The sequence below is a fragment of the Algoriphagus zhangzhouensis genome (assembly GCF_900148515.1).
In the GTDB taxonomy this organism is placed as follows: Bacteria; Bacteroidota; Bacteroidia; order Cytophagales; family Cyclobacteriaceae; genus Algoriphagus; species Algoriphagus zhangzhouensis.
On the sequence record NZ_FRXN01000001.1, the window covers coordinates 399,950 to 422,032 of the forward strand.

Annotated in this window: 21 protein-coding genes; 13 read left to right on the top strand and 8 right to left on the bottom strand. The window is 38.5% G+C overall.

Going from position 1 to position 22,083, the window contains the following annotated elements:
* The first annotated feature begins 177 nt into the window (after positions 1–177).
* On the top strand, positions 178–411 hold the full coding sequence (locus BUF13_RS01695) for a DUF5808 domain-containing protein (protein WP_073570014.1): 234 nt from the start codon (positions 178–180) through the stop codon (positions 409–411).
* A gap of 68 nt (positions 412–479) precedes the next feature.
* On the opposite strand, the gene BUF13_RS01700 is transcribed toward BUF13_RS01695, so the two are convergent.
* The 6 genes from BUF13_RS01700 to rocF all read right to left on the bottom strand — a co-directional run bounded on the left by BUF13_RS01700 (position 480) and on the right by rocF (position 6,160).
* Positions 480–833, bottom strand: a complete 354-nt coding sequence (locus BUF13_RS01700; RefSeq protein ID WP_073570015.1) for a translation initiation factor — start codon at positions 831–833, stop codon at positions 480–482.
* Positions 834–880: 47 nt separating this feature from the next.
* On the bottom strand, positions 881–1,732 hold the full coding sequence (locus BUF13_RS01705; RefSeq protein WP_073570016.1) for a universal stress protein: 852 nt from the start codon (positions 1,730–1,732) through the stop codon (positions 881–883).
* Positions 1,733–1,804: 72 nt separating this feature from the next.
* Positions 1,805–2,713 (bottom strand): 1,4-dihydroxy-2-naphthoate polyprenyltransferase, encoded by a 909-nt coding sequence (locus BUF13_RS01710; RefSeq protein WP_073570017.1) that lies wholly within the window; start codon positions 2,711–2,713, stop codon positions 1,805–1,807.
* Between the two features lie 12 nt (positions 2,714–2,725).
* Entirely contained in the window at positions 2,726–3,316 is a 591-nt protein-coding gene (locus BUF13_RS01715) for a glutathione peroxidase (protein WP_073570018.1), read from the bottom strand.
* Between the two features lie 2 nt (positions 3,317–3,318).
* On the bottom strand, positions 3,319–5,109 hold the full coding sequence (gene argS, locus BUF13_RS01720) for an arginine--tRNA ligase (protein ID WP_073570019.1): 1,791 nt from the start codon (positions 5,107–5,109) through the stop codon (positions 3,319–3,321).
* A gap of 100 nt (positions 5,110–5,209) precedes the next feature.
* Entirely contained in the window at positions 5,210–6,160 is a 951-nt protein-coding gene (gene rocF / locus BUF13_RS01725; RefSeq protein ID WP_073570020.1) for an arginase, read from the bottom strand.
* 158 nt (positions 6,161–6,318) lie between these two features.
* Between rocF and BUF13_RS01730 the strand changes: the two genes are divergently transcribed.
* The gene (locus tag BUF13_RS01730; RefSeq protein ID WP_073570021.1) at positions 6,319–6,756 is read left to right on the top strand and encodes a hypothetical protein; all 438 of its coding nucleotides are present in this window, start codon (positions 6,319–6,321) and stop codon (positions 6,754–6,756) included.
* A gap of 128 nt (positions 6,757–6,884) precedes the next feature.
* On the top strand, positions 6,885–8,285 hold the full coding sequence (locus BUF13_RS01735; RefSeq protein WP_073570022.1) for an arginine decarboxylase: 1,401 nt from the start codon (positions 6,885–6,887) through the stop codon (positions 8,283–8,285).
* Positions 8,286–8,356: 71 nt separating this feature from the next.
* Here BUF13_RS01735 and BUF13_RS01740 read toward each other — a convergent pair whose 3' ends face one another.
* Positions 8,357–9,466, bottom strand: a complete 1,110-nt coding sequence (locus tag BUF13_RS01740) for an alanine racemase (RefSeq protein WP_073570023.1) — start codon at positions 9,464–9,466, stop codon at positions 8,357–8,359.
* A 555-nt stretch (positions 9,467–10,021) separates the two neighbouring features.
* Here BUF13_RS01740 and alaS point away from each other — a divergent pair.
* From alaS to BUF13_RS01755, 3 genes are read left to right on the top strand one after another with little or no spacing between them, the layout of a single operon-like run.
* Positions 10,022–12,646: an alanine--tRNA ligase gene (gene alaS, locus BUF13_RS01745; protein WP_073570024.1), complete on the top strand. Its 2,625-nt coding sequence runs from the start codon at positions 10,022–10,024 to the stop codon at positions 12,644–12,646.
* Between the two features lie 17 nt (positions 12,647–12,663).
* Positions 12,664–14,124, top strand: a complete 1,461-nt coding sequence (gene gatB / locus BUF13_RS01750) for an Asp-tRNA(Asn)/Glu-tRNA(Gln) amidotransferase subunit GatB (RefSeq protein ID WP_073570025.1) — start codon at positions 12,664–12,666, stop codon at positions 14,122–14,124.
* 2 nt (positions 14,125–14,126) lie between these two features.
* Entirely contained in the window at positions 14,127–15,239 is a 1,113-nt protein-coding gene (locus BUF13_RS01755; protein WP_073570026.1) for a TlpA disulfide reductase family protein, read from the top strand.
* A 444-nt stretch (positions 15,240–15,683) separates the two neighbouring features.
* Here BUF13_RS01755 and proC read toward each other — a convergent pair whose 3' ends face one another.
* On the bottom strand, positions 15,684–16,484 hold the full coding sequence (proC, locus tag BUF13_RS01760; protein WP_073570807.1) for a pyrroline-5-carboxylate reductase: 801 nt from the start codon (positions 16,482–16,484) through the stop codon (positions 15,684–15,686).
* A gap of 184 nt (positions 16,485–16,668) precedes the next feature.
* Between proC and BUF13_RS01765 the strand changes: the two genes are divergently transcribed.
* The 7 genes from BUF13_RS01765 to rfbB all read left to right on the top strand — a co-directional run bounded on the left by BUF13_RS01765 (position 16,669) and on the right by rfbB (position 22,073).
* Positions 16,669–17,088, top strand: a complete 420-nt coding sequence (locus BUF13_RS01765) for a hypothetical protein (RefSeq protein ID WP_073570027.1) — start codon at positions 16,669–16,671, stop codon at positions 17,086–17,088.
* Positions 17,042–17,551 (top strand): hypothetical protein, encoded by a 510-nt coding sequence (locus BUF13_RS01770; RefSeq protein WP_134204292.1) that lies wholly within the window; start codon positions 17,042–17,044, stop codon positions 17,549–17,551. Before BUF13_RS01765 ends, BUF13_RS01770 begins: the two co-directional genes overlap by 47 nt.
* Positions 17,548–17,748, top strand: coding sequence for a helix-turn-helix transcriptional regulator (locus tag BUF13_RS01775; RefSeq protein ID WP_073570029.1), 201 nt, complete (start codon positions 17,548–17,550; stop codon positions 17,746–17,748). The genes BUF13_RS01770 and BUF13_RS01775 overlap by 4 nt, the downstream gene beginning before the upstream one ends.
* A gap of 90 nt (positions 17,749–17,838) precedes the next feature.
* Positions 17,839–18,672 carry a hypothetical protein gene (locus BUF13_RS01780; RefSeq protein ID WP_134204294.1) on the top strand — a complete coding sequence of 278 codons (834 nt, stop codon included), beginning with the start codon at positions 17,839–17,841 and terminating at the stop codon, positions 18,670–18,672.
* A gap of 85 nt (positions 18,673–18,757) precedes the next feature.
* Complete coding sequence (locus BUF13_RS01785) at positions 18,758–19,924, top strand: glycosyltransferase family 4 protein (protein ID WP_073570808.1); 1,167 nt, start codon at positions 18,758–18,760, stop codon at positions 19,922–19,924.
* Positions 19,925–19,963: 39 nt separating this feature from the next.
* On the top strand, positions 19,964–21,028 hold the full coding sequence (locus tag BUF13_RS01790) for an NAD-dependent epimerase (RefSeq protein ID WP_073570031.1): 1,065 nt from the start codon (positions 19,964–19,966) through the stop codon (positions 21,026–21,028).
* Positions 21,021–22,073, top strand: coding sequence for a dTDP-glucose 4,6-dehydratase (gene rfbB, locus BUF13_RS01795; protein ID WP_073570032.1), 1,053 nt, complete (start codon positions 21,021–21,023; stop codon positions 22,071–22,073). Before BUF13_RS01790 ends, rfbB begins: the two co-directional genes overlap by 8 nt.
* The last annotated feature ends 10 nt before the right edge of the window (positions 22,074–22,083 follow it).

Genomic DNA, 22,083 nt, shown 5'->3' on the forward strand with positions numbered 1-22,083 from the left:
TGTTGTAGAAAAAATACTATGTAGTGCGTTGTTTTTCATTTCTTGCGACAAAGTTAACAAGTGAAATAAAACATCCAAGCTTAACTTTCTTTTTACGATAATTTATTTGGTTTTGATTGAATTGAGGCACTCCATTCAATTTTACTATATTTAATAGAATGTCTTTTTTTGAAAATAATGGAATCTCAAAACCCAAGCAAAGAGCAACTCAGAAAATGGAATCAGGATCCGGATAATTGGATCTGGGGGATTTTTTACTTCAATCATGAGGATAAAAGGCTGATGCCACCCAAAAGAAACAGGATGATGGGCTGGACAATTAATTTTGCCAATCCTTTTTCAATTGGTCTTTTTGTTTTGATTTTGGGTGGTATTATCGGAATTAGTTTTCTTCTGAAAAACTCGAAATAAGTCAACCTTTAACATAAAAAAGGCTGTCAGAATAAAACTGACAGCCTTTTTTATGTTTCTTCAGAGAATTAACCACCAGATTTTTTTGCCTGATATCCGGCACTTTGGAGAACCTGAACGACCTTGTCTCGGTGATCACCTTGAATCAGGATTTCTCCATCTTTAGCCGAACCGCCCACACCGCATTTAGTCTTGAGCATTTTACCCAGTTCTTTTAAATCATCTTCAGTTCCGATAAAACCATCCACCAAAGTCACTTGCTTTCCACCTCGGGCTTTTTTGTCCAGCATCACTTTAAGCTTTTGCTGAGAAGGAGGGAGAGTCTCTTGGTCTTCATCTGAGTCATAGCTATAATCAAATTCATCACTGGTGGAATAAACCACCCCATCTCTTTTCTTCCAATCGTTATTTTTTCTTCCCATGGTTTTTAAATAAAAAAGCCTGCGTTCGGCAGGCAATTTAAGGAGATTTACTTGGCTCGGAAAGTCCAGACCATCCTTTTGGCATGGTTGACGACATCTTCGGCGATACTTCCTGTGATCAAATGCAAGAAGCCAGTATGTCCGTGTGTTGCCATCGCGATCATTTCCGCGTCTATATCTTCTGCAAATTCAATGATTCCAGATTCCTCTGAAGTAGAATTATAGATTTCTGCCTTAACATTTTCAAAGGCATATTTTTTCACGAAGTGTTTGATTCTAGAAATAGAATCTCTTGTAGTTTCAAAGCTTCCAGGAGTGTTAACATTCACCAAGTATAGCTCAGCGTTAAACAACTTCTGAAGGCTTTTGATGTTTTTGACTGTTTCATCAGAGTCATCTCTGAAATCACTTGCAAAAACGATCTTATCTACTTCCTCCGGCTTAACAGGAGATTTGATAGTCAATACAGGGCATTTTGAGTTTCTAACCACTTTTTCAGTATTCGACCCGATCAATACTTCCTCGATTCCAGAAGCTCCTTTGGAACCCATGACAACGATGTCAGGATCCTCTTCAGAAATGAAGGTACTGATACCTTGATAAGCATTACCAAAGACCACTTTAGTACTCAAGGTAAAATTCTTGTCAGCATATTTTTCCTCAAGCTCCGCCATTTGCTTTTTCTTGACCTTGGTCAGCTCGATAAAGTAAATCTGATTTTCGTAGTCAGGATACTCGACTCCGCCTCCCATGGTACCCATAGTATCCAAAGGTGGGATTTCCAATACATGGAGAACTTCAATTTGAACGTTGTCAACAGTTTCCGCTAGTGCAGTTGTAAAATCAAGCGCATATTGTGCCTGTTCTGAGAAATCGAAAGGGACTAATACTTTTGTCATGGTAAAAATGTTTTTGCTTATGGCAAATTAGCATAAAATACAGACCAAAAAAGGACTTTTATCACCTTTTGCTCAAAGAAGCAATCCAACTCCAAAAAGGATCACCCAAAGCAAAGTACTCATGGCCATTTTTTTAAGGAAAGGGTCAGTTTCTTGAGAACTTTTTGCTCCTTGTACCCCTTTGCCAACCTGAATCATCAAGATGGCAGGAATCAAAGCCATTAAAGTAAAATAATTTCCGGTATAGATCGCGAAACCAAGAAGTATAGCATTTCCTCCAAGTATTAGGGTCCAGTTGTATTGCACAGCTTTTGCTCTTCCAATTCGAACTGGAATAGATCTTTTACCTGCTTTTACATCCGATTCAATATCTCGGATATTATTGATATTCAGAACTGCGGCACTGAAAAGGCCCAAAGAAACCGCAATTCCTAAAGCTAAAGGTTCAAAGCTTAGTGTATGCAAGAAATAGGTGCCCAAAACACCAAGTAGTCCAAAGAATATAAACACTGAAATATCACCTAAACCAGCATAACCATAGGGGTTTTTACCGGAGGTATAAGAAATAGATGCCCAAATCGCAGCAAGTCCCAATATCAAGAAAACGCCAAATAGAACCCAATCCTGAACGGCTACAAAAAGCAAAAGTAAACCGGAAACTAAAGAGAGGGCACCAAAAAGATACATGCCATTTTTCATTTCTTTTAAGGAAATCAAACCAGACTGAACGGCTCTGACAGGACCTTGTCTTTCAGCTGAATCAGCTCCATGGACTGTGTCTCCATAATCATTGGAAAGATTGGAAAGAATCTGAAGAAAAATGGTAGTCAGCGATGCCAAAAGCAATATTTCCCATCTGAATTCACCCATCCAGGCAGCTAGGAAAGATCCTGCAAAAATGCTCGCTAAAGCTAGAGGCAAAGTACGAAGCCTGACTGCGTGCAGCCAGGCTTCTTTTTTTGTTGCTATTTCTTGTTTCACTAAAAGAATAATTTATGCTCCTACAATCTCCAGGATTTCTTCATCCAATGGAGCTACTGCAGATGGGAAGAATTTCATCAATTCCCCATTTTCATTCACATAATATTTACAGAAATTCCAGGTAGGTTCCTGATTGTTCCAGCCGTTCAACTTTTCATCAGAAAGCCATCTGTACAAAGGATGTTTATCAAATCCTTTCACGGAGATTTTTTCAAACACAGGGAAAGTAACACCATAGTTTGCGGTACAGAATTCTTTGATTTCTTCATTGGAACCCGGTTCCTGCCCCCCAAAATTATTAGCAGGGAAGGCAAGGATTTCCATCTTGTCTCCATAATTCTCATACAATTCCTGTAAGGCTTTGTACTGTGGGGTATAACCACATTTGGAGGCAACATTTACTAAAAGGACTTTCTTTCCTTTGTATTGGCTGAAATCAATTTCTTTCCCATCCAAGTCCTTCATTTTGAAATCATAAAAGCTGCTTTCCATTTTGTTTGAGGTTAAAGAAAACATACCAGCTTCCAAATGTTCTGGTCTTTCCAAGGTTTTGCCACAGGCAAATGAAACTAAAAGAAGTGCTAAAAAGGCTAGATTTTTCATGCTTACATACGTTCAGGTACTGCGATACCTAGCAAACTCATTCCTTTCTTGATTGTTTTGGCAGTTAGGGCAGAAAGAGCAACTCGGAATGCGAGAATCGCAGGATCATTTTCATTGAAGATAGGCAAATCTGCATAAAAACGATTGTATTCCTTAGCCAAATCGAAGAGGTATTGAGCCAAAATGGACGGAGAGTAATCATCTCCGGCTTGCTTGATTTTCTTTTCTAAATCATTGAGTAGGAAAATCAAAGAAGACTCAGATTCTTCTATTTTTTCGATTCCCTTACCATCAAAGTTGGAGTAATCCACACCCAATTGATCGGCTTTTCTCAAAATGGATGCAATACGTGCATGTGAATACTGAATGAATGGTCCTGTGTTTCCTTGGAATTCGATGGATTCCTGTGGATTGAAAAGCATTCTCTTTTTAGGGTCCACTTTCAACAGGAAGTATTTCAGGGCGCCTAACCCCAATATTTCATACAATTCAGTGGCTTGCTCAGGAGTGAATCCTTCAATTTTTCCTAATTCTTTGGTGTGAGCAGCAGCTGTATCTACCATCTCTTGCATCAAATCATCGGCATCCACTACGGTGCCCTCACGAGATTTCATTTTACCAGTTGGCAAATCTACCATTCCGTAGGAAAGGTGATACAAACCCGGACCATAGGGACGACCCAGTTTTTGCATGATTTTGAACAAAACATCAAAGTGATAATCTTGCTCATTTCCAACTACATAAACTGACTTGTCGATTTTGAAATCATCATATTTCAAATCGGCAGTTCCCATGTCCTGAGTGATATAGACCGAGGTTCCATCTCCACGAAGAACCAGTTTTTCATCCAATCCATCTGGGGTAAGATCTACCCAAACAGAACCATTGTCTTTCTTAAAGAAGACCTCTTTCTTCAATCCTTCTTCTACAATGTCTTTTCCTAATAAATAGGTGTTGGATTCGTAATAGGTTTTGTCAAAGTCAACTCCCATACGCTTATAACTCGCATCGAAACCTTCATAAACCCATCCGTTCATTTGCTTCCAAAGAGAAACGGTAGCCTCATCGTTAGCTTCCCATTTTCTAAGCATTTCCTGTGCTTCCAATAGGATAGGGGCATTTTTCTTAGCTTCCTCCTCGCTTTGACCATCAGCCATCAATTCCTTGATCTGCTTTTTATATTCTTGGTCAAAAAGCACATAATACTTTCCAGCCAAATGATCTCCTTTCAAACCTGAAGATTCTGGAGTTTCTCCATTTGCAAAATGCTGGTATGCCACCATGGATTTACAAATGTGAATTCCACGGTCATTGACCAAGTTGGCTTTGGTAACTTCGTAGCCATTTGCTTTCAGGATTTCAGCAACCGAATAACCCAAAAAGTTATTTCTTAGATGACCTAGATGCAATGGCTTGTTGGTATTAGGGGAAGAATATTCCACCATTACTTTCTGGCCATTTGCTGGCAGCTGGCCAAAATTTGGGTTTGTATAAATCTTGGCAAAAACATCCAGCCAGGAATTCTCATTCAAAACCAGATTCAAAAAGCCTTTGACCACATTGAAATCTGCAACCTCTGCAACATTCTCCTTTAGATATTCACCAATTTGATTGGCTGTATTTTCTGGAGTAGTTCTCGATACTTTTAGAAAAGGAAAAACAACAAAGGTGTAAGTTCCTTCGAATTCTTTTCTGGTAGGAGAAAGACTGATTTGATCTAAGGAAAGATCTTGATTAAAGATATTTTGAAAGGCTAATTGGATGCCTTGGATGATGTTTTCTTGAATATTCATTATATATAAACCACAAAGGGCGCAAAGATACGCAAAGATTTATTTTTAGAGAGAATGGGGGCCTTTAGGATTAGTAATTACATGGAGGTTTCCTTCAAAATCAGAAGTTGTCTACAAGCGATTTGGTGGTGACTTCCAGTACTTCGAATGCATTTTCAGCCATGGTGTTTTCGGTGTCCAGAGTAGGGTTGACCTCTACGATCTCCCAGCAGCAAACTCTTTTGTCTTTGATCAATTCAGCATTTAAGTCAATTGCCTCCTGGACTGTCAAGCCATTAGGAACTGGAGTTCCTGTACCCACTGAGATCGAACTATCCATGCTATCTACATCGAATGAAATATAGATTTGATCGCAATCCTTTAAAATTTCCAAAGTTTGCCTAGCAATAGAAGCCATTCCATCTTTTCGAACCTGATTAGTTTTGAAATTGGTAATTCCATATTTCTGGATCAGGTAATCTTCAGGCTTTTCGGTATCTCTGACGGAGATAAAAACTATGTCTTTTGGATCAATTTTAGGATTATCTCCACCGATTTTTTTAATTCTTTCCCAATACAAAATCGTCTCCTCATCCGGTTGATTTTGTAGACAATCCAGGTTGTCCAACTGAGAAACCATGGCCAAAGGCATTCCATGCATGTTACCAGAAGGAGTTGTATACGGGGTATGCAAATCAGCATGGGCATCAATCCAAATTACTCCCAATCTTAATTGAGGGTCTGCGGCCTTGATTCCCATGATTGTGCCAGCCGCAGTAGAATGATCTCCGGCCAGGATGATGGGGAACTTCTTTTCCAATCGAAGAGATTCAACTGTACTGTACACATTCTTTAGTACCTGATAGACACCATCAATGTATTTTGCGTGTGTGAACTTATTGCCTTTCCATAGATAGTTATTGGCATCTTGGACACTTATTGGCTCGAATTGGGTGAAGAAATCTGACTTTTTATCCAATGAAGCTACCTTCATGGCATCTACTCCCATGCTGGCTCCTCTGGTTCCTGCAGCTAGTTCCGATCTTACTTCTACGAGTTTGATATTTCTCATTGGTATTCTAAAAATTGAATTGGGTTTAATGTGAACAAAACTAATTAAAAGAGACTGTGGAAAAAATTATTACTTAAACCCTATAAAAAAGATAGGGAATATAGGAAATGTAAAAAATTGACTTACCTTTGAAGCCGTTAATCAAAACCAAAAAGAAAATGAGCGCATTGAATTCCCTATCTCAAGCTTCGACATTTGGTGTTTGGACCGTACAGTCTGACCCAGAAGTTCAACAATCCATTCCTTCCAAAGAATTGATGAAATTCTATTTTCAGGAGTCCGGAGAGTACATGCAGGGAATATGTCGTTTCGAGCCTTCTTATGGTTTTTTGATGCCTTTGTTCAATTCTTTGGTTCGATTAGGAACTAAATCTTGGTTAGTGGTGAATTATTCCCAAGATGAAAAATCATTCTATTTTCTTTTTCCAAAAGATGAGGTGGATAATGTCGATAAACTATTGAATTCCATTCATGAATTGTTAGATAAAGAACTCCAGTTTAAGTCCTCCCTTAATCAATTGATTACTAATAAAAAGCGATTCTTAGCAGAGCAAGCATTATTGAGCGCATCTTTGGGCATCAAGGCCAGGAGTTAAGAAAATCAGGAATTGAATTAAAATGAAAGGACAAAGCCATCAGGTTTTGTCCTTTTTTCATTTGAAATCCGCCATTATTGTTCAATTTTTGCAAGTACTTTCAACTCATTCAAAAACAGCATCGGCCAATGAATCGATACATTGATCTAATTCAACAGACCTTTGATTTTCCAACCAAAGAGTTTCGTGTTGAAAACAACGAACTTTTATTCAATGGTGTCAACTTGATGGAAATCATCGAGACTTATGGAACACCTTTGAAATTGACCTATTTGCCCAAGATTTCTGAAAGTATCCAAAACGCAAAGACCTATTTTGGCAATGCAATGGAGGCGCATGATTACAAGGGGAAATACACCTATTGTTATTGTACAAAATCCTCCCATTTCAGCTTTGTTTTGAATGAGGCGCTAAAGAATGATATCCATATTGAGACCTCGTCCACCTTTGATATTCCATTGGTGAGAAGTCTGTATGCAGAAGGAAAGATTACCAAGGACACCTATATCATTTGCAACGGTTTCAAAAGAGATCTTTACAAACAATATATTTCCGAATTGTTGAATGACGGTTTTAGAAACTGCGTTCCAATTTTGGATAACCTAAGTGAGATTGATTATTATTTGGAGCATGTAAATGTTCCCTTCCAAGTTGGGATTAGAATCGCAGCTGACGAAGAACCTAAATTCGGTTTTTATACTTCCAGGTTAGGAGTGAGATATAATGATATCATCAAACTTTATGAGGAAAAAATCAAAAACAATCCGAATGTAAGTTTGAAGATGCTTCATTTCTTCATCAATTCTGGTATTCGTGACACAGCCTATTATTGGTCTGAATTGACCCGATTTATCCAGAAGTATGTGGATTTGAAAAAGATCGCTCCAAGCTTAGATACCATGGATATTGGCGGTGGTTGGCCGATTAAAACCAACGTGTTCTTTGATTACGATTACCAGTATATGGCTGATCAAATCGTGAAGAATATCAAATGGATGTGTGCTAAAAACAATACAACGGAGCCCAATATCTTCACCGAGTTTGGAAGCTATACAGTAGGAGAGAGTGGAGCTGTATTGTATTCTATTTTGGAGGAAAAACTGCAAAATGACAAAGAGCTTTGGTATATGATCGATGGATCTTTTATTACCCAATTGCCAGATAGCTGGGGGTTGAACCAAAAGTATATCATGCTTGCGGTTAACAATTGGGATGAAGAATACCACAATATCAACTTAGGTGGATTGACATGCGATAGTATGGATTACTATAATTCAGAAGCGCATCAATTCAATATTTATCTACCTAAAGTTGAAAAAGAGAAGAAAAAGCAGCAATACATCGGTTTCTTCCACACAGGAGCATATCAGGAATCTTTGGGAGGATATGGAGGAATTCAACACTGCTTGATTCCTGCACCAAAGCATGTGCTGATAGATAGAAATCCTGACGGAAGCATTAAGCATTGGCTTTTTGCAGAGGACCAAACTGAAGAGAGCATGTTGAAAACCTTGGGGTATAAAAAGTAAACCTTGATAAAACTGAAATAAAAAAGGAGTGGGATTCAATCTCACTCCTTTTCTTTTTAGGTCTAAATCGATCAATGGCAGCCCTCGGCATGATCAATCCATTTTCCATCAAGACTTAAATAGGCTCCCATACAATCAGCAGTCATACAAGAATGCACAGGAAGAACACCCAGTAAATCTCCGATTTGAACTGAATTCAAAAGTGATTTAGAAGCTTTGACAATTCCGTGTTCTTGAGAAATACTTTTCAAATAGGAACGATCTTCATGATCTGGGATCGTCCAACCGTATTCGTTCAGATAGACGATTTCTCCAAAGTTTTTATTTCCATTTTCATCCACCAAAACATCTTTTGCAAGGTGAACACCGCCACCATGGACGAGGATTTCACCTCTGTCTCTGTTGATATCTACTACAGGAACAGCTAATGCAACAGCGATTTCAGATTTCTCACATCCGCCCAAATTTGCTTGCATCAAATCAAAGAAGACGAAGTTTCCCGGCCCCATTTCATCAATATCTCCAAAATCCTCCATCACGGCACAGCCTGGAGTGTCACCGGTTCTAGTCACCAATTCGGGATATTCGGATTGATACTTGGCTTTCAACATTCCCAACGCGTCTCGAGTTTGCTCATAAAGGGCAGGAATATCTGGCATGTAATAGGAATGTCCAGCATGAAGGTAGAATCCTTTGAAATACAATTTATCGGACTTTTTAGCAGTCAAAAGTATCTCTTCAATCAATCCGAAATCAGATACATGAACTCCCGTTCGGCCATACCCTGCATCGATTTCAATAAAAAATCCCACTTTTTCAGTCAACCCGTCTACCAATTTTTGAGCAGTGACAGGATTGATCACCTGAACTGATAAAGACTGGGTTTTTGCCAATTCATTCAATTTCGGGATTTCAAGAGTATTGAATGGAAAAGCGATGTGGATGTTATCCCAACCTTGTCCACAGAGATATTCTGCCATTTTGATGGAAGAGGCCGTTACTTCTTTGATTCCATACTCTTTGGCCCAATCTCCGATGATATGTGACTGCGCAGTTTTCCAGTGAGGAACGAGTTTCATATCATGTCTAGCAGCCTTATCGCTCATTCTCTTGATATTGGCGCGACAGATTTTTTCATCGATTAGTAAAGTGGGAGAGGTGATTTGGGATAAATATGACATAGATTAAAAGTGATATAATATTTAGTGAATGTTTATTTTTTGAGGAAAAACCATAATTGAACAATTGGATGGAAGACCGATGACGGATGGCCGAAGCTTGCTTCATTCAAACTTCAAAGGGAGTCCTCAAATTCAATCCAATAATCTACCAAAGTAAGATTTTTGTTGATACTGTTATCCAAATATTCCTACCATGGACTATGGACTTTCAACTATGGACAAGTTTTCTTTAAATATGGTCTTTATGACTTTGCAGACTTATAAAGAAAACTTCCTTTAAATTTTTTGAAAAGTAACAAAGAATTATGAATCCCCTTCCATTTTGAGAGGAATCTAGTCGGATTGAGTGGATGAAATGTTGAATGAATGCTTTCTGAGGATGTATTTGCTTTCCTTTTCAATAGAATTGTTTGCCTGAACCCTTGCAAGCTCCAGAATTTCTTACTTTGAATGCCTTTTTGCCACCAAATCTGCTAATTTTGTGTCCCGATAAAAAAGGCTGATTTTAGCAGCCAAAATCGACCTATAGAATAAATAAAGCGCAGTATACACTTCATGGAAGCAAAGAAAATCCGGAGTACCTTCATTGAGTTTTTCCAATCCAAGCAACACCATTACGTTCCTTCTTCACCAATTGTGGTCAAAAATGATCCAACCTTGATGTTTACCAATGCAGGTATGAATCAGTTCAAGGATGCATTTTTGGGAAATGAGGTGGCCAAATATTCACGTGTAGCCAATTCTCAGAAATGTCTTCGTGTGAGTGGAAAACACAATGATTTGGAAGAAGTAGGGGTTGATACCTACCACCATACCATGTTTGAGATGTTGGGGAACTGGTCTTTTGGAGATTATTTCAAGAAAGAGGCAATCGCATGGGCATGGGAGCTTTTGACTGAAGTTTACAAATTGGATAAGGACAGATTGTATGTTTCTGTTTTTGAAGGAGACAAAGGAGATAATCTTGGTTTGGATCAAGAAGCCTATGATTTCTGGAAAGCTATCGTTCCTGAAGATCGCATCATCATGGGATCCAAAAAGGATAATTTCTGGGAAATGGGTGATACAGGACCTTGTGGACCCTGCTCAGAAATTCATATTGACTTACGTTCATCAGAAGAGAGAAATACTGTCGCTGGTAAGGATTTGGTAAATATGGACCATCCGCAGGTGATTGAGATTTGGAACCTCGTATTTATGCAATTCAATCGCTTAGCAGATGGAAGCTTGAAAGAGCTACCAGCCAAGCATGTGGATACAGGGATGGGTTTTGAGCGATTGGTTCGTGCGATCCAGCACAAGCATTCTAACTACGATACCGATTTGTTCCAGCCTTTTATCCAATACTTGGAAGGAAAGTCCGGTAAAAGTTATGGGAAATCAGAGGAAACAGATATCGCTTTCCGAGTGATTGTCGATCATATCCGCGCTATTTCCTTTACGATTGCAGACGGCCAGTTGCCATCCAATAATAAAGCAGGTTATGTGATTCGTAGAATCTTGAGAAGAGCTGTGCGTTACGGATATACCTTCTTGGGCTTTACCGAGCCTTTCTTGTATGAGTTGACTCCATTGATTGCAGAGAACTTTGGGCAGATTTTCCCTGAAGTTCAGCAACAACAAGACTTCATTGCCAAAGTAATTCAAGAGGAAGAAGCTTCTTTCTTAAGAACCTTGGATAATGGTTTGAAAATGCTTGATCAGATTAAGGAAGAGTTGAAAGCCAAGAATGAGACAGTTATCTCTGGAAAAACTGCCTTTGATTTATATGATACCTATGGTTTTCCATTGGATTTAACTTCTTTGATTGCCCGTGAAAACGGATTTTCTTTGGATGAGAAAAGCTTTGCTGAGGAGATGGAAAAGCAAAAATCCAGGTCTAGAGCTGCTTCTGAATCTGAAACAGGAGACTGGGTATTTGTTCATGAAGATGAAGGAGTTGAATTCATCGGATATGATTTCTTAGAATCCTATTCTCATATCATTAAGTACCGTGTTGTAAAGGATAAGAAAGGAGATAAGTTCCAGCTGGTGTTGGACAAGACTCCATTCTATGCAGAAAGTGGTGGACAGGTAGGAGACACTGGATATTTGGTTTCTGATTCTGAGAAAATCAGAGTGATCGACACCAAAAAAGAGAATGATCTGATTGTTCATTTTGTGGAGAAAATTCCTTCAAATCCTGAAGCGAGATTCTCTGCTGAGGTGGATCAAGTGAAAAGAAACTTGACCATGAATAACCATACGGCTACTCACTTGCTACAATCTGCTTTGAAAGAAGTTTTGGGTGACCATGTGCAGCAAAGAGGTTCTTTGGTAAATGATCATGTCTTGAGATTTGATTTTTCACACTTCTCTAAAATGACTGAGGAGGACATCTCCAAAGTAGAGGATATCGTGAATGCGAAAATCCGCGAAAATATTCCTTTGATAGAAAAGAGAAATGTGCCAATCGAGGATGCTAAGAAAATGGGTGCAACCGCCCTTTTCGGAGAGAAATATGGCGACTATGTGCGCGTGATCACTTTTGATCCCAACTATTCTGTTGAGCTTTGCGGAGGTACACACGTTCCTTCTACTGCTCAAATAGGATTATTCAAAATCACCTCTGAGGGATCTGTAGCGTCAGGAGTTAGAAGAATTGAGGCGATCACTTCTGTGGAAGCAGAAAAATATTTGAAGGAACAAGAAAGTCTTTTGAAGGAGATTCAGGATTTGTTGAAGAATCCTAAAGATTTGAAAAAGGCTGTTGAAACTTTGCTTCAGGAAAGAAATGACTTGAAGAAAGAAATCGAAGGACTTCATCTTGAGAAAGCCGCTGGAGTGAAAACTGAGCTATTGAATCAGTTTGTTTCTGGGGACGGAGTGAATACTTTGATTGCGAAAGTGACATTGCCAAATTCTGATTCTTTGAAGAAGTTGGCTTACGAGTTGAAAAACGAAGTGGATTCAGCTTTTGCTATTTTGGCTGCAGAAATTGATGGAAAGCCACAGATTGCTGTGATTTTGGATGAGGGATTGGTTCAGTCCAAAAACTTAAACGCCGGTCAGATTGTTAGAGATTTGGCGAAAGAAATCCAAGGTGGTGGAGGAGGTCAACCATTCTTTGCTACCGCAGGTGGAAAGAATTTGGCTGGCTTAGATAATGTGGTTGCCAAGGCAAAAGAAATGTTTTTATAATCGCTGAATTGCATAGAATGGTAAGCGAAGAAATTAAAAGTAAGTATCAGTTGGTAATTGGCCTGGAAGTCCATGCCCAATTAGCAACTGAGAGTAAAATTTTTGCCTCTGATTCAACCGTGTTTGGGAATGATCCCAATACACAGATTTCAGTAATTACACTGGGTCATCCTGGCACTTTGCCTAAGGTGAACAAAAAGGCTGTGGAATATGCCATTAAAATGGGATTGGCCTGTAATTCTGAAATTACTCGAGTGAATATCTTTTCCAGAAAGAACTATTTCTATCCTGACCTTCCAAAAGGTTATCAGATTACCCAAGATAAGGGGCCAATTTGTGTGGGAGGAATCGTTCCGATTCAATTGAGTGACGGCACGAAAAAGGAAATCCATTTGAACAGAGTTCACATGGAAGAAGATGCTGGTAAATCCATTCACCTAGCTGGTGAAACAGATACTTTGGTGGATTTTAATAGAGCAGGTACTCCTTTAATTGAAATCGTAACTGATCCGGATTTGAGAACTGCTGAAGAGGCCATGGTCTTTTTGGCAGAAATTAAGAAACTGGTCAAATACTTGGATATCTGTGACGGGAACATGGAAGAAGGGTCCATGCGTTGTGATGCCAACGTCTCTGTCATGCTCAAAGGCGCCAAAGAGTATGGAAAGAAGGTAGAGGTCAAAAACATGAACTCTTTCCGAAATGTAGGGCGAGCCATCGAGCACGAACATAATCGCATTATCAAATTATTGGAAGCGGGGAAAGAAGTGATTTCTGAAACAAGGACATTTGATGCCAATACAGGTAAAACCGCCAGTATGCGTACCAAGGAAGATTTGAACGATTATCGGTACTTCCCAGAGCCTGATTTGAGCCCGGTTGTCATTTCTGATGAATGGTTGAATTCCGTGCAGAAGACTATGCCTCTTCTTCCAAGAGAATTAAAAGCGAAATTCATTACTGAATTTGGTCTTCCTGATTATGATGCAGGGGTTTTGACCGAGGCAAAAGAAATGGCTTTGTATTTTAATTCCCTCTGCGAGAAAACCAAAAACTATAAAGCTGCGTCTAATTGGTTGATGGGGCCGGTTAAGTCCTATTTGAATGACTCAAGCATTGAAATCAATGAATTTCCGATCACCCCGGAAGAATTGGCAGGTTTGATTCAATTGGTCGATGATGGAAAAGTGAGTTTTTCCATAGCTTCTCAAAAAATTTATCCTGAAATGCTCAAAGGAAATCATGAGACACCTTTACAGGTAGCCCAGCGATTGAATTTGATTCAGGAAAGTGATGCTTCTTCACTCAAACCAATTATAGAAAGTGTTTTGGCAGAAAACCAAGCTAAGGTTGCCGAGTATAAATCAGGCAAAAAAGGCCTGATTGGGATGTTTATGGGTAAAGTCATGCAAAAGTCCCAAGGAAAAGCTGATCCAAAAGTTGCGACCAAGCTTCTCACAGAATTACTAAACCAATAAATATGAAAAACCCAATGACAGGACTATTCTCATTATCACTGTTACTTCTTTTCTCCTGTGGAGGAACCGAAAAAGTAGAAGATGGAAAAGTCCATGTAAGCGGAAAGATTTCAAATGCTCCTGAAGGAGTAGTAGTACTTTCACAATTTACTGATAGTAGACCCAAGATCATTGATACCTTGGATATCGCTCCCAATGGCGAGTTTTCCTATGATTTGGAAGTCAATGAGCCTACTTTCTATCAATTGTATTTATATGGAGAAAAGGCGGTCCGTTTAGCCTTGTTAGACGAGGATGTAGAAGTCAATTATGATTTCAATGATCCAGACAAGGTTACAATTGAAGGATCACAGGACTCTAAAGAGATGCTCAAATTGGAGGAATTGATGAATGCTTACCAAGAGGAAGTTAATCAATTGAATGAGGCTTATTATGAGGCGATGAGCAATAACAATTCTGGTGAAATCAAGGCAATACAAACCAAAGCATTGGAATTGGAAGCAAATCAGGCTGAAAAAGTGAAAGATATGATCACTAGCATGGGGGATAGCTTTGCGTCTTTGGCAGCCATTGGTTTATTGAATCCAAAGACAGATTTTCCTTTCATGGATGAGTTAGTGGCTCGATTGAATACCAATTATCCAAATACTAAGTCTATCATGCAATTGAAGCAGCAATTGGATGAGTTGAGAGTTTTATCTGTTGGGCAACCTGCTCCTGAGATCGCTTTGACCAATCCAAATGGTGAATTGATCAAATTATCAGACTTTAAAGGAAAGTATGTGATGATTGACTTCTGGGCTGCTTGGTGTAAGCCTTGTAGACAGGAGAATCCAAACGTTGTTCGTCTTTATAAGGAATACAATCCTAAGGGTTTTGAAGTGCTAGGTGTTTCTTTGGATAGAACAAGAGAGGACTGGGTTAAAGCTATCCAAGATGATGGTCTGCTTTGGCCTCAGGTTTCCGATTTGAAATACTTCAATTCGGAGGCAGCGGAGCTATACCAAATCAATGCTATTCCTGCTACCTATTTGATAGATCCTGATGGAAATATTCTTGCCAAAGATTTACGTGGCCCAAGCTTAGAAAGGAAGCTTGCTGAGATTTTCGATTAAGTTCTAAGGAAGATAAATTAAAGAACCCCGTCTTGAAAAAGGCGGGGTTTTTTCGTTCATAAAAAAACCTCCGACTTTTCAGTCAAGAGGTTTTATGAGCAGAAATTTTTTGCAAATAATAAAAGGAAGGAAGAAAAAGTACCAAACAGTCCTTCCTTTAAAAGTCGTTTCAGTTAAAAAGGAATAGCAAAAGTTGTTTATCACCCGAGACAAAACTAATAAAAAGATTCAAAAGAAAAACAACCCTTAAATAATTCTATTTCCAAGTAATAAGAAAATACCTAGAAATAATTGTACTTTAATTTAAAAAAATCGTTTTAGAGCAAATGGAAGGGCTTTTTCTGAAATGCATTATTTTTTTGTTAAAATCCATTTTGACGAAAATTGCCGGTAATAAAAAAGCCAAGGTATTTACCTTGGCTTAAAATTTTAGTGAAGTTGAATTTATTTCTCGATTTTTTCATAACTGGCTATCACTCCTCGGACCATTGCAGAGCTGAATCCCTGGTGTTCCATTTCGTTTAATCCAACAATTGTGCATCCTTTTGGAGTTGTTACTTTGTCTATAGCAGCCTCAGGGTGCATGTTTTTTTGAATCATCAATTCAGCGGCTCCTTTGACTGTTTGGTTTACGATTTTACTTGCTGTCACCGAATCGAATCCAATTTGAATTCCCCCTTGGATCATTGCTCTCATAAAACGCAAGACATAGGCAATTCCGCAGGCACCTAAGACAGTGGCCGCCTCCATCAAGCTTTCATCAATTGGAATGGTAAAACCTATTGAATCGAAAAGTTCTTGAATAGTTTCTACCTGCTGAGGAACAGCGTTCTTGGAGCAGATACAAGTAATGGATTCTTGAATGTCTGCTGCGATGTTTGGCATAGCCCGAAACGCAACGGTATCTGGCTCTAAAACCTGATACATTTCTTCTAAAGTAACTCCTGTGGCAAGAGATATGATTATTTGCTTTGAAGCCTCAAGCGCCGGCTTAATTTCATTAAGGATAGGAGTGACGTTGTATGGTTTTACTCCCAGAATAACTAAATCAGCGTATTGTGCAGCCAAAAGGTTATCGGGATGCACATGAACTCCCTGTGCTTCATAGCTGGCTAGGGATTTTGTATTACGCTTGGTTAAGGTTAGGTTTTTTGGGTCAAAGCCAGGAATGGAAAGCAAACCATTGGCGATAGATGTGCCTAGGTTGCCGCATCCGATAATTGCAATTTTTGAGTCAGTAATCATCAATTTTCTAAAAGGTTTGAAAGTCAATTGAATAAAGGTAAAGAAAAGGAAGTTTTTTTTTGAATTATTGAAATCCTCAAAACGTAAAATTCAAATTGATCAAATGTCTAAATATGAAATAATTGGAAAAATATTTTGACATAAAGTAAAGTTTGCTTTACATTTGGTAAAAATAATTTGACTTATGGAAAATGATTCAATCTTAAAAGTTCCTTTGCTGGCCAGAGGATGGAGATTTGTAGCAATAGCTTTATTTCCATTGCCAGCAATTCTTGTCATTGGATTGGCTTTTGCCAGAACAGGCATCGATCCTAATGAAGCGGCACAGGTAATCTATGGCTTTTGGGCTATAGCTTTTGGAATATTAAATCTGACCAAGGAAAAAGAAGAGGATGAAATGATTCAAAGATTTCGTCTTCAGGCTTTTCAAACAGGGTTCTATTGGCTGATTTGGGGTCTAGCAGCCCTGATGCTGATTAATTATGTAAGGTATGATCGTCTTACTTCAGAGATCTTTACAGCCTATTTGGTCTTGTTCCTTTTGAATCTTTACATCTATGCAGCATTTCAGTTGCAGCTATATAAATCCCGAAAAGAAAATTGATATGACTTCGCAGGTGACCAAATTACTATTGCCACATCGGTTTCAAAAAATAGGATGGTGGATGATTTTACCATTTTCTTTTTTACTTATTCTCAATACTTATTTTGACTTCAGCCCCGAGATTCTAAACTTCCAATTTGAAACGGGTAAGTTGTTTGATTTTTTAGGTGAGAATTTCACTGATGAAATCGCATTGATCGGAATTTTCATATCCCTATTTTTCATTGCATTTTCAAAGGAAAAAAATGAAGATGAGTATATTCAGAAACTCAGATTGGATTCCCTATTGATAGCCTGTTATTTCAATACATTCATTCTGATCATAGGTACTATATTTTTATATGGCTTCGCCTATCTGGAGTTTATGGGATATAATATGTTTACAATACAGGTAATATTCATCATTCGATTTAGATGGGTTCTTTGGCAACAGAATAAATTTGTAAATCTGGCTGAAGGATGAAAAACACGATTAAAGTAGAAAGAGCCAGGCATAATCTGACTCAGCAGGATTTGGCAGAAAAAGTTCAGGTATCTAGGCAGACGATCAATTCCATTGAAGCAGGGAAATATGTGCCTTCAACCGTATTGGCGCTGAAAATCGCCAAAGTCTTTGAAATTGCCTTGGAGGAAATATTTGAATTGGAGGAAGGGGATTAATTTCTTATTTGAAGAATTTAGTTCTGATTTTTATTATTTTGAGACATGCAAGTGATCTTTTTCAATTTCCTTTTTTGTCTTTTCATGACGATGAACCTTAATCAAAGTTTAGAGCCCGATTCCAAAGTCCAGATTCTTCCAAAATGGGAAATAAATGAAGAAAAGAGCTATCAATTCATAAGTGAGAGTTTTGAGCTTTTTGATGGTGATACTATTTCTAGAAACAAAGTTTCTTATCAAGTAGAAATGAAAGTTCTGGATAACACTTCCAATGATTTACTTCTTCAGTGGACTTATAAAAATTTTGTGAATGAAATTTCGGAACCCAAACATTCATTTTCGGACATATTTGGGGAGATTTTTGATCTTTTAGATGGGAATCAAATTCAATTTGAAATTGACAAATCTGGTGCGTATTTAGGTTTGAAAAATGAGGAGGAAATCGCAGAATTTGAAGCCAATATTTTTGAAAAAATCAAAGAGCATATGGTCAACAATTATCAAGTTCGTACAAATTCAGGAATGGCACTTGGAATTGCCAAGGGAGCTTTAAATCCATTTTCATCTAATGATTATGATGATTTCCATACTTTTTTTCGCCTGCATGGCGGAAGCTATGAGATAAATAAGGAAGTAGAAATTCCTGTTAGTTTGGGACAAAATAGGGAGGGAGAAAAATTGAAAGTCCATTTTCATGAACTAAATCAAAAAACAAATGAAATGTCTTTTAGCTCTAATTGTGATTTCGATTTGATAAACTCCAACAAACTGGAGGGAACTGATGAAACCACGCTTGTAAACTTTTCATTGAAAAATGAGTCCAAAATCAATGATGCTGGTTGGCCAATTTGTTCTCGAGAAGAAAGAATTACCAGTTCTGCTCAAAAAACAAAGGTAGAAGTTAGAACTTTGGAGTTACTCTAGTCGTTTTTTGGTCCAGCTATTGCCTTTAATGCCATGTGCTTTGAAGGGAATAAATTACCTTTGCGTTTTTAATAGAAATTTGCTGATGCCCAAACTGATTAGAATAACCACTGTACCACTTTCATTGAAACAATTGCTTGCTGGGCAAATGAGATATGTGAAAGAGCAAGGTTGGGAAGTGGTCATGGTAAGTGCTGATGGGAGAGAGGTTCCCAAAATCATGAAGGCCGAAGGAGTGAGACATGAGGTCATTCCTTTTACTAGAAAAATTACACCTTTTCAGGACTTGATTTGTATTTGGAAGTTGTACAAACTTTTGAAGCGTGAAAAACCTGATATAGTCCATACACATACACCAAAGGCCGGTTTGCTGGGGATGATCGCCGCAAATCTTGCAGGAGTAAATACTCGTGTTCATACGTTGGCAGGAATGCCAGCGATGGCTGCAGAAGGAAGTAAAAAGGGAATGTTGGAGGCTGCTGAAAAGTGGACCTATAACAATGCTACCGAGGTTTGGCCCAATTCATTTGGTTTAGAAAAATTTGTCTTAGAGCAAGGTTTTTGTCCCAAAGAAAAATTGAAAGTTATCGCCCATGGATCATCAAATGGGATCGATTTATCGAAATTCAATCGCAATGCGCTGAAAGAAAATCATCTGGTAGCTGCTACTATGAGAATTCTTCCGGGTGAGGACGATTTCATCATTTTGTCCGTTGGTAGGCTTGTCAAGGACAAAGGTATTGAGGAGTTAGTCAGCGCTTTTTTAAATTCCAAGATTGTCAATCAATCCAAATTGGTGCTTTTGGGAGCTTTTGAGCAAGAGTTGGATCCTTTATCCCCGGAGACGATCCAAACTATCCAAGATCACCCAAGAATCGTTCAGATTGACTGGTCAGATCATGTGGCTCATTACATGGCCTTAGCTGATGTTTTGGTTCATCCATCGCATAGAGAAGGTTTCCCGAATGTGCTATTGGAGGCAGGAGCCATGAATTTACCAGTGATTTGCTCAGACATTCCTGGGAATACTGATTTGATTTCCCAACAACAGACAGGTTTGATTTTCCCTGTTAAAGATGAAGGAGTTCTCAAGGAAGCGATGGAATTTGCATTTGTAAAAAGAGACGCCATGTTGAAGCTGGCTGCAGCTTTATATGAGATTGTTACAGAGTTTTACCAGAGAGAAACTATTCAGAAAGAGATTTTTTCCAATTATCAACGGCTTTTGGATGAGGCTGGCAAGGGTGAATAGCTTATATTTGGGGCGAGTAAATAACCCTTACTTTTCATTATGAAATACCTTGTGACCGGTACTGCCGGATTTATTGGATTCCACCTGGCAAAAAAATTATTAGAAAGAGGAGATGAGGTAGTTGGGCTGGATGTAATCAATGATTATTACGATATCAATTTGAAGTATGCCCGACTTGAATCAATGGGAATTGCCAAAGATTCGATCAGTATGGGGAAATTGACTCAGTCTACCACGATTCCTTCTTATTCTTTTATTCAACTGGATTTAGTAAATAAAGAGGCGCTATCTGAGCTATTTCAAAATGAAAAATTTGATGTTGTAGTTCATTTGGCAGCACAAGCAGGTGTTAGATATTCACTGTCGAATCCTGAGGTTTATATCCAGAGTAATATTATCGCATTTTTGAATATTTTGGAATGCTGCAGATTCAATCCGGTAAAACATTTGGTTTACGCATCTTCTAGCTCTGTTTACGGAGCAAATGAAAAGATGCCATTTTCGACATCTGACTCTGTAGATCATCCAATTTCGCTTTACGCAGCTTCAAAAAAATCAAACGAACTGATGGCCCACACCTATAGCCATTTGTTTAATATTCCGACTACTGGACTTCGTTTCTTTACAGTTTATGGACCTTGGGGTAGACCAGATATGGCTCTTTTCCTATTTACAGAAGCTATTTTAAAAGGTGAACCTATCAAGGTTTTCAATTATGGTGAAATGAAACGGGATTTCACGTACATAGATGATATTGTGGAAGGAATTATCAAAGTTGCCGATAGGCCAGCTCAACCAAATGCTGAATTTGATCCAATGAATCCTGATCCAGGAAGCGGAAGAGCACCTTATAAAGTTTACAATATTGGAAATTCTTCTCCTGTTCTATTGATGGACTATATCCATGCGATAGAAAAAGGATTAGGAAAAAAAGCCGAAATGGAACTGCTTCCGCTACAGCCAGGTGATGTGCCTGCCTCGCATGCAGAAGTAAGTGATTTGATCCGAGACACAGGATATAAGCCCGACACAAAAATCGAAGATGGTGTTAAAGCTTTTACAGATTGGTATTCTGATTATTATAAAGTAAATCTCGATGCATAAATCAATCCTTATCACAGGAGGTGCCGGTTTTATCGGAAGCCATGTGGTTCAGCTTTTTGTAGATAAATATCCTGATTATAAAATCATCAATCTGGATGCTTTGACTTATGCAGGGAATCTGGAAAATTTGAAATCTGTACAAGAGGCTTCCAATTATTTCTTTGAAAAGGCGGATATCCAAGATGCTGATTTATTAAAAGAAATTTTTGAAAAGCATCAAATTACAGATGTAATCCATTTGGCTGCTGAATCTCATGTGGATAGATCGATCACTGATCCCTTGGCTTTTGTGAAAACAAATGTGTTTGGGACAGTAAACCTGTTGAATGTGGCAAAGGAATTCTGGAAGGAAAACCTTCAGGATCATCTTTTTTATCATGTTTCGACAGATGAGGTGTATGGTTCCTTGCATGATGGAGGTTTCTTTGTGGAAACCACTCCTTATGATCCACAATCCCCGTATTCTGCATCCAAGGCAGCTTCTGACCATTTTGTAAGAGCGTATGCAAATACTTATAAGATGAGAACGGTTGTTTCCAATTGCTCCAACAATTATGGGCCGAATCATTTTCCAGAGAAGTTGATTCCGCTTTGCATCAACAATATCAAAAACAACAAACCGCTTCCTATCTATGGAAAAGGGGAGAATGTGAGAGATTGGTTGTTTGTAAAAGACCATGCAAGAGCTATTGATACCGTTTTTCACAAAGGAAAAGCTGGTGAAACCTACAATATCGGTGGCTTTAATGAATGGAAAAACATTGATATCGTCCGACTTTTATGTCAAAAGATGGATGAGAAATTAGGACGTGAAGCTGGTACTTCAGAGCAATTGATCACATTTGTGAAGGATAGAGCGGGTCATGATCTTCGTTACGCGATTGATTCTTCCAAAATCAAAAATGAATTGGGCTGGGAGCCAAGCTTACAGTTTGAAGAAGGAATTGAGCTGACCATAGATTGGTATTTGTCTAATCAAGACTGGTTGGATCATGTCACATCCGGATCTTACCAAGAATATTACAAAGAGCTTTATAATGCTTAAATGAAACCAG

Coding starts and splice junctions, on each gene's coding strand:
- BUF13_RS01695 (WP_073570014.1), top strand. CDS start 178: ATGGAATCTCAAAACCCAAGCAAAGAGCAACTCAGAAAATGGAATCAG.
- BUF13_RS01700 (WP_073570015.1), bottom strand. CDS start 833: ATGGGAAGAAAAAATAACGATTGGAAGAAAAGAGATGGGGTGGTTTAT.
- BUF13_RS01705 (WP_073570016.1), bottom strand. CDS start 1,732: ATGACAAAAGTATTAGTCCCTTTCGATTTCTCAGAACAGGCACAATAT.
- BUF13_RS01715 (WP_073570018.1), bottom strand. CDS start 3,316: ATGAAAAATCTAGCCTTTTTAGCACTTCTTTTAGTTTCATTTGCCTGT.
- argS (WP_073570019.1), bottom strand. CDS start 5,109: ATGAATATTCAAGAAAACATCATCCAAGGCATCCAATTAGCCTTTCAA.
- rocF (WP_073570020.1), bottom strand. CDS start 6,160: ATGAGAAATATCAAACTCGTAGAAGTAAGATCGGAACTAGCTGCAGGA.
- BUF13_RS01730 (WP_073570021.1), top strand. CDS start 6,319: ATGAGCGCATTGAATTCCCTATCTCAAGCTTCGACATTTGGTGTTTGG.
- BUF13_RS01735 (WP_073570022.1), top strand. CDS start 6,885: ATGAATCGATACATTGATCTAATTCAACAGACCTTTGATTTTCCAACC.
- BUF13_RS01740 (WP_073570023.1), bottom strand. CDS start 9,466: ATGTCATATTTATCCCAAATCACCTCTCCCACTTTACTAATCGATGAA.
- alaS (WP_073570024.1), top strand. CDS start 10,022: ATGGAAGCAAAGAAAATCCGGAGTACCTTCATTGAGTTTTTCCAATCC.
- gatB (WP_073570025.1), top strand. CDS start 12,664: ATGGTAAGCGAAGAAATTAAAAGTAAGTATCAGTTGGTAATTGGCCTG.
- BUF13_RS01755 (WP_073570026.1), top strand. CDS start 14,127: ATGAAAAACCCAATGACAGGACTATTCTCATTATCACTGTTACTTCTT.
- proC (WP_073570807.1), bottom strand. CDS start 16,484: ATGATTACTGACTCAAAAATTGCAATTATCGGATGCGGCAACCTAGGC.
- BUF13_RS01765 (WP_073570027.1), top strand. CDS start 16,669: ATGGAAAATGATTCAATCTTAAAAGTTCCTTTGCTGGCCAGAGGATGG.
- BUF13_RS01770 (WP_134204292.1), top strand. CDS start 17,042: ATGCAGCATTTCAGTTGCAGCTATATAAATCCCGAAAAGAAAATTGAT.
- BUF13_RS01775 (WP_073570029.1), top strand. CDS start 17,548: ATGAAAAACACGATTAAAGTAGAAAGAGCCAGGCATAATCTGACTCAG.
- BUF13_RS01780 (WP_134204294.1), top strand. CDS start 17,839: ATGAACCTTAATCAAAGTTTAGAGCCCGATTCCAAAGTCCAGATTCTT.
- BUF13_RS01785 (WP_073570808.1), top strand. CDS start 18,758: ATGCCCAAACTGATTAGAATAACCACTGTACCACTTTCATTGAAACAA.
- BUF13_RS01790 (WP_073570031.1), top strand. CDS start 19,964: ATGAAATACCTTGTGACCGGTACTGCCGGATTTATTGGATTCCACCTG.
- rfbB (WP_073570032.1), top strand. CDS start 21,021: ATGCATAAATCAATCCTTATCACAGGAGGTGCCGGTTTTATCGGAAGC.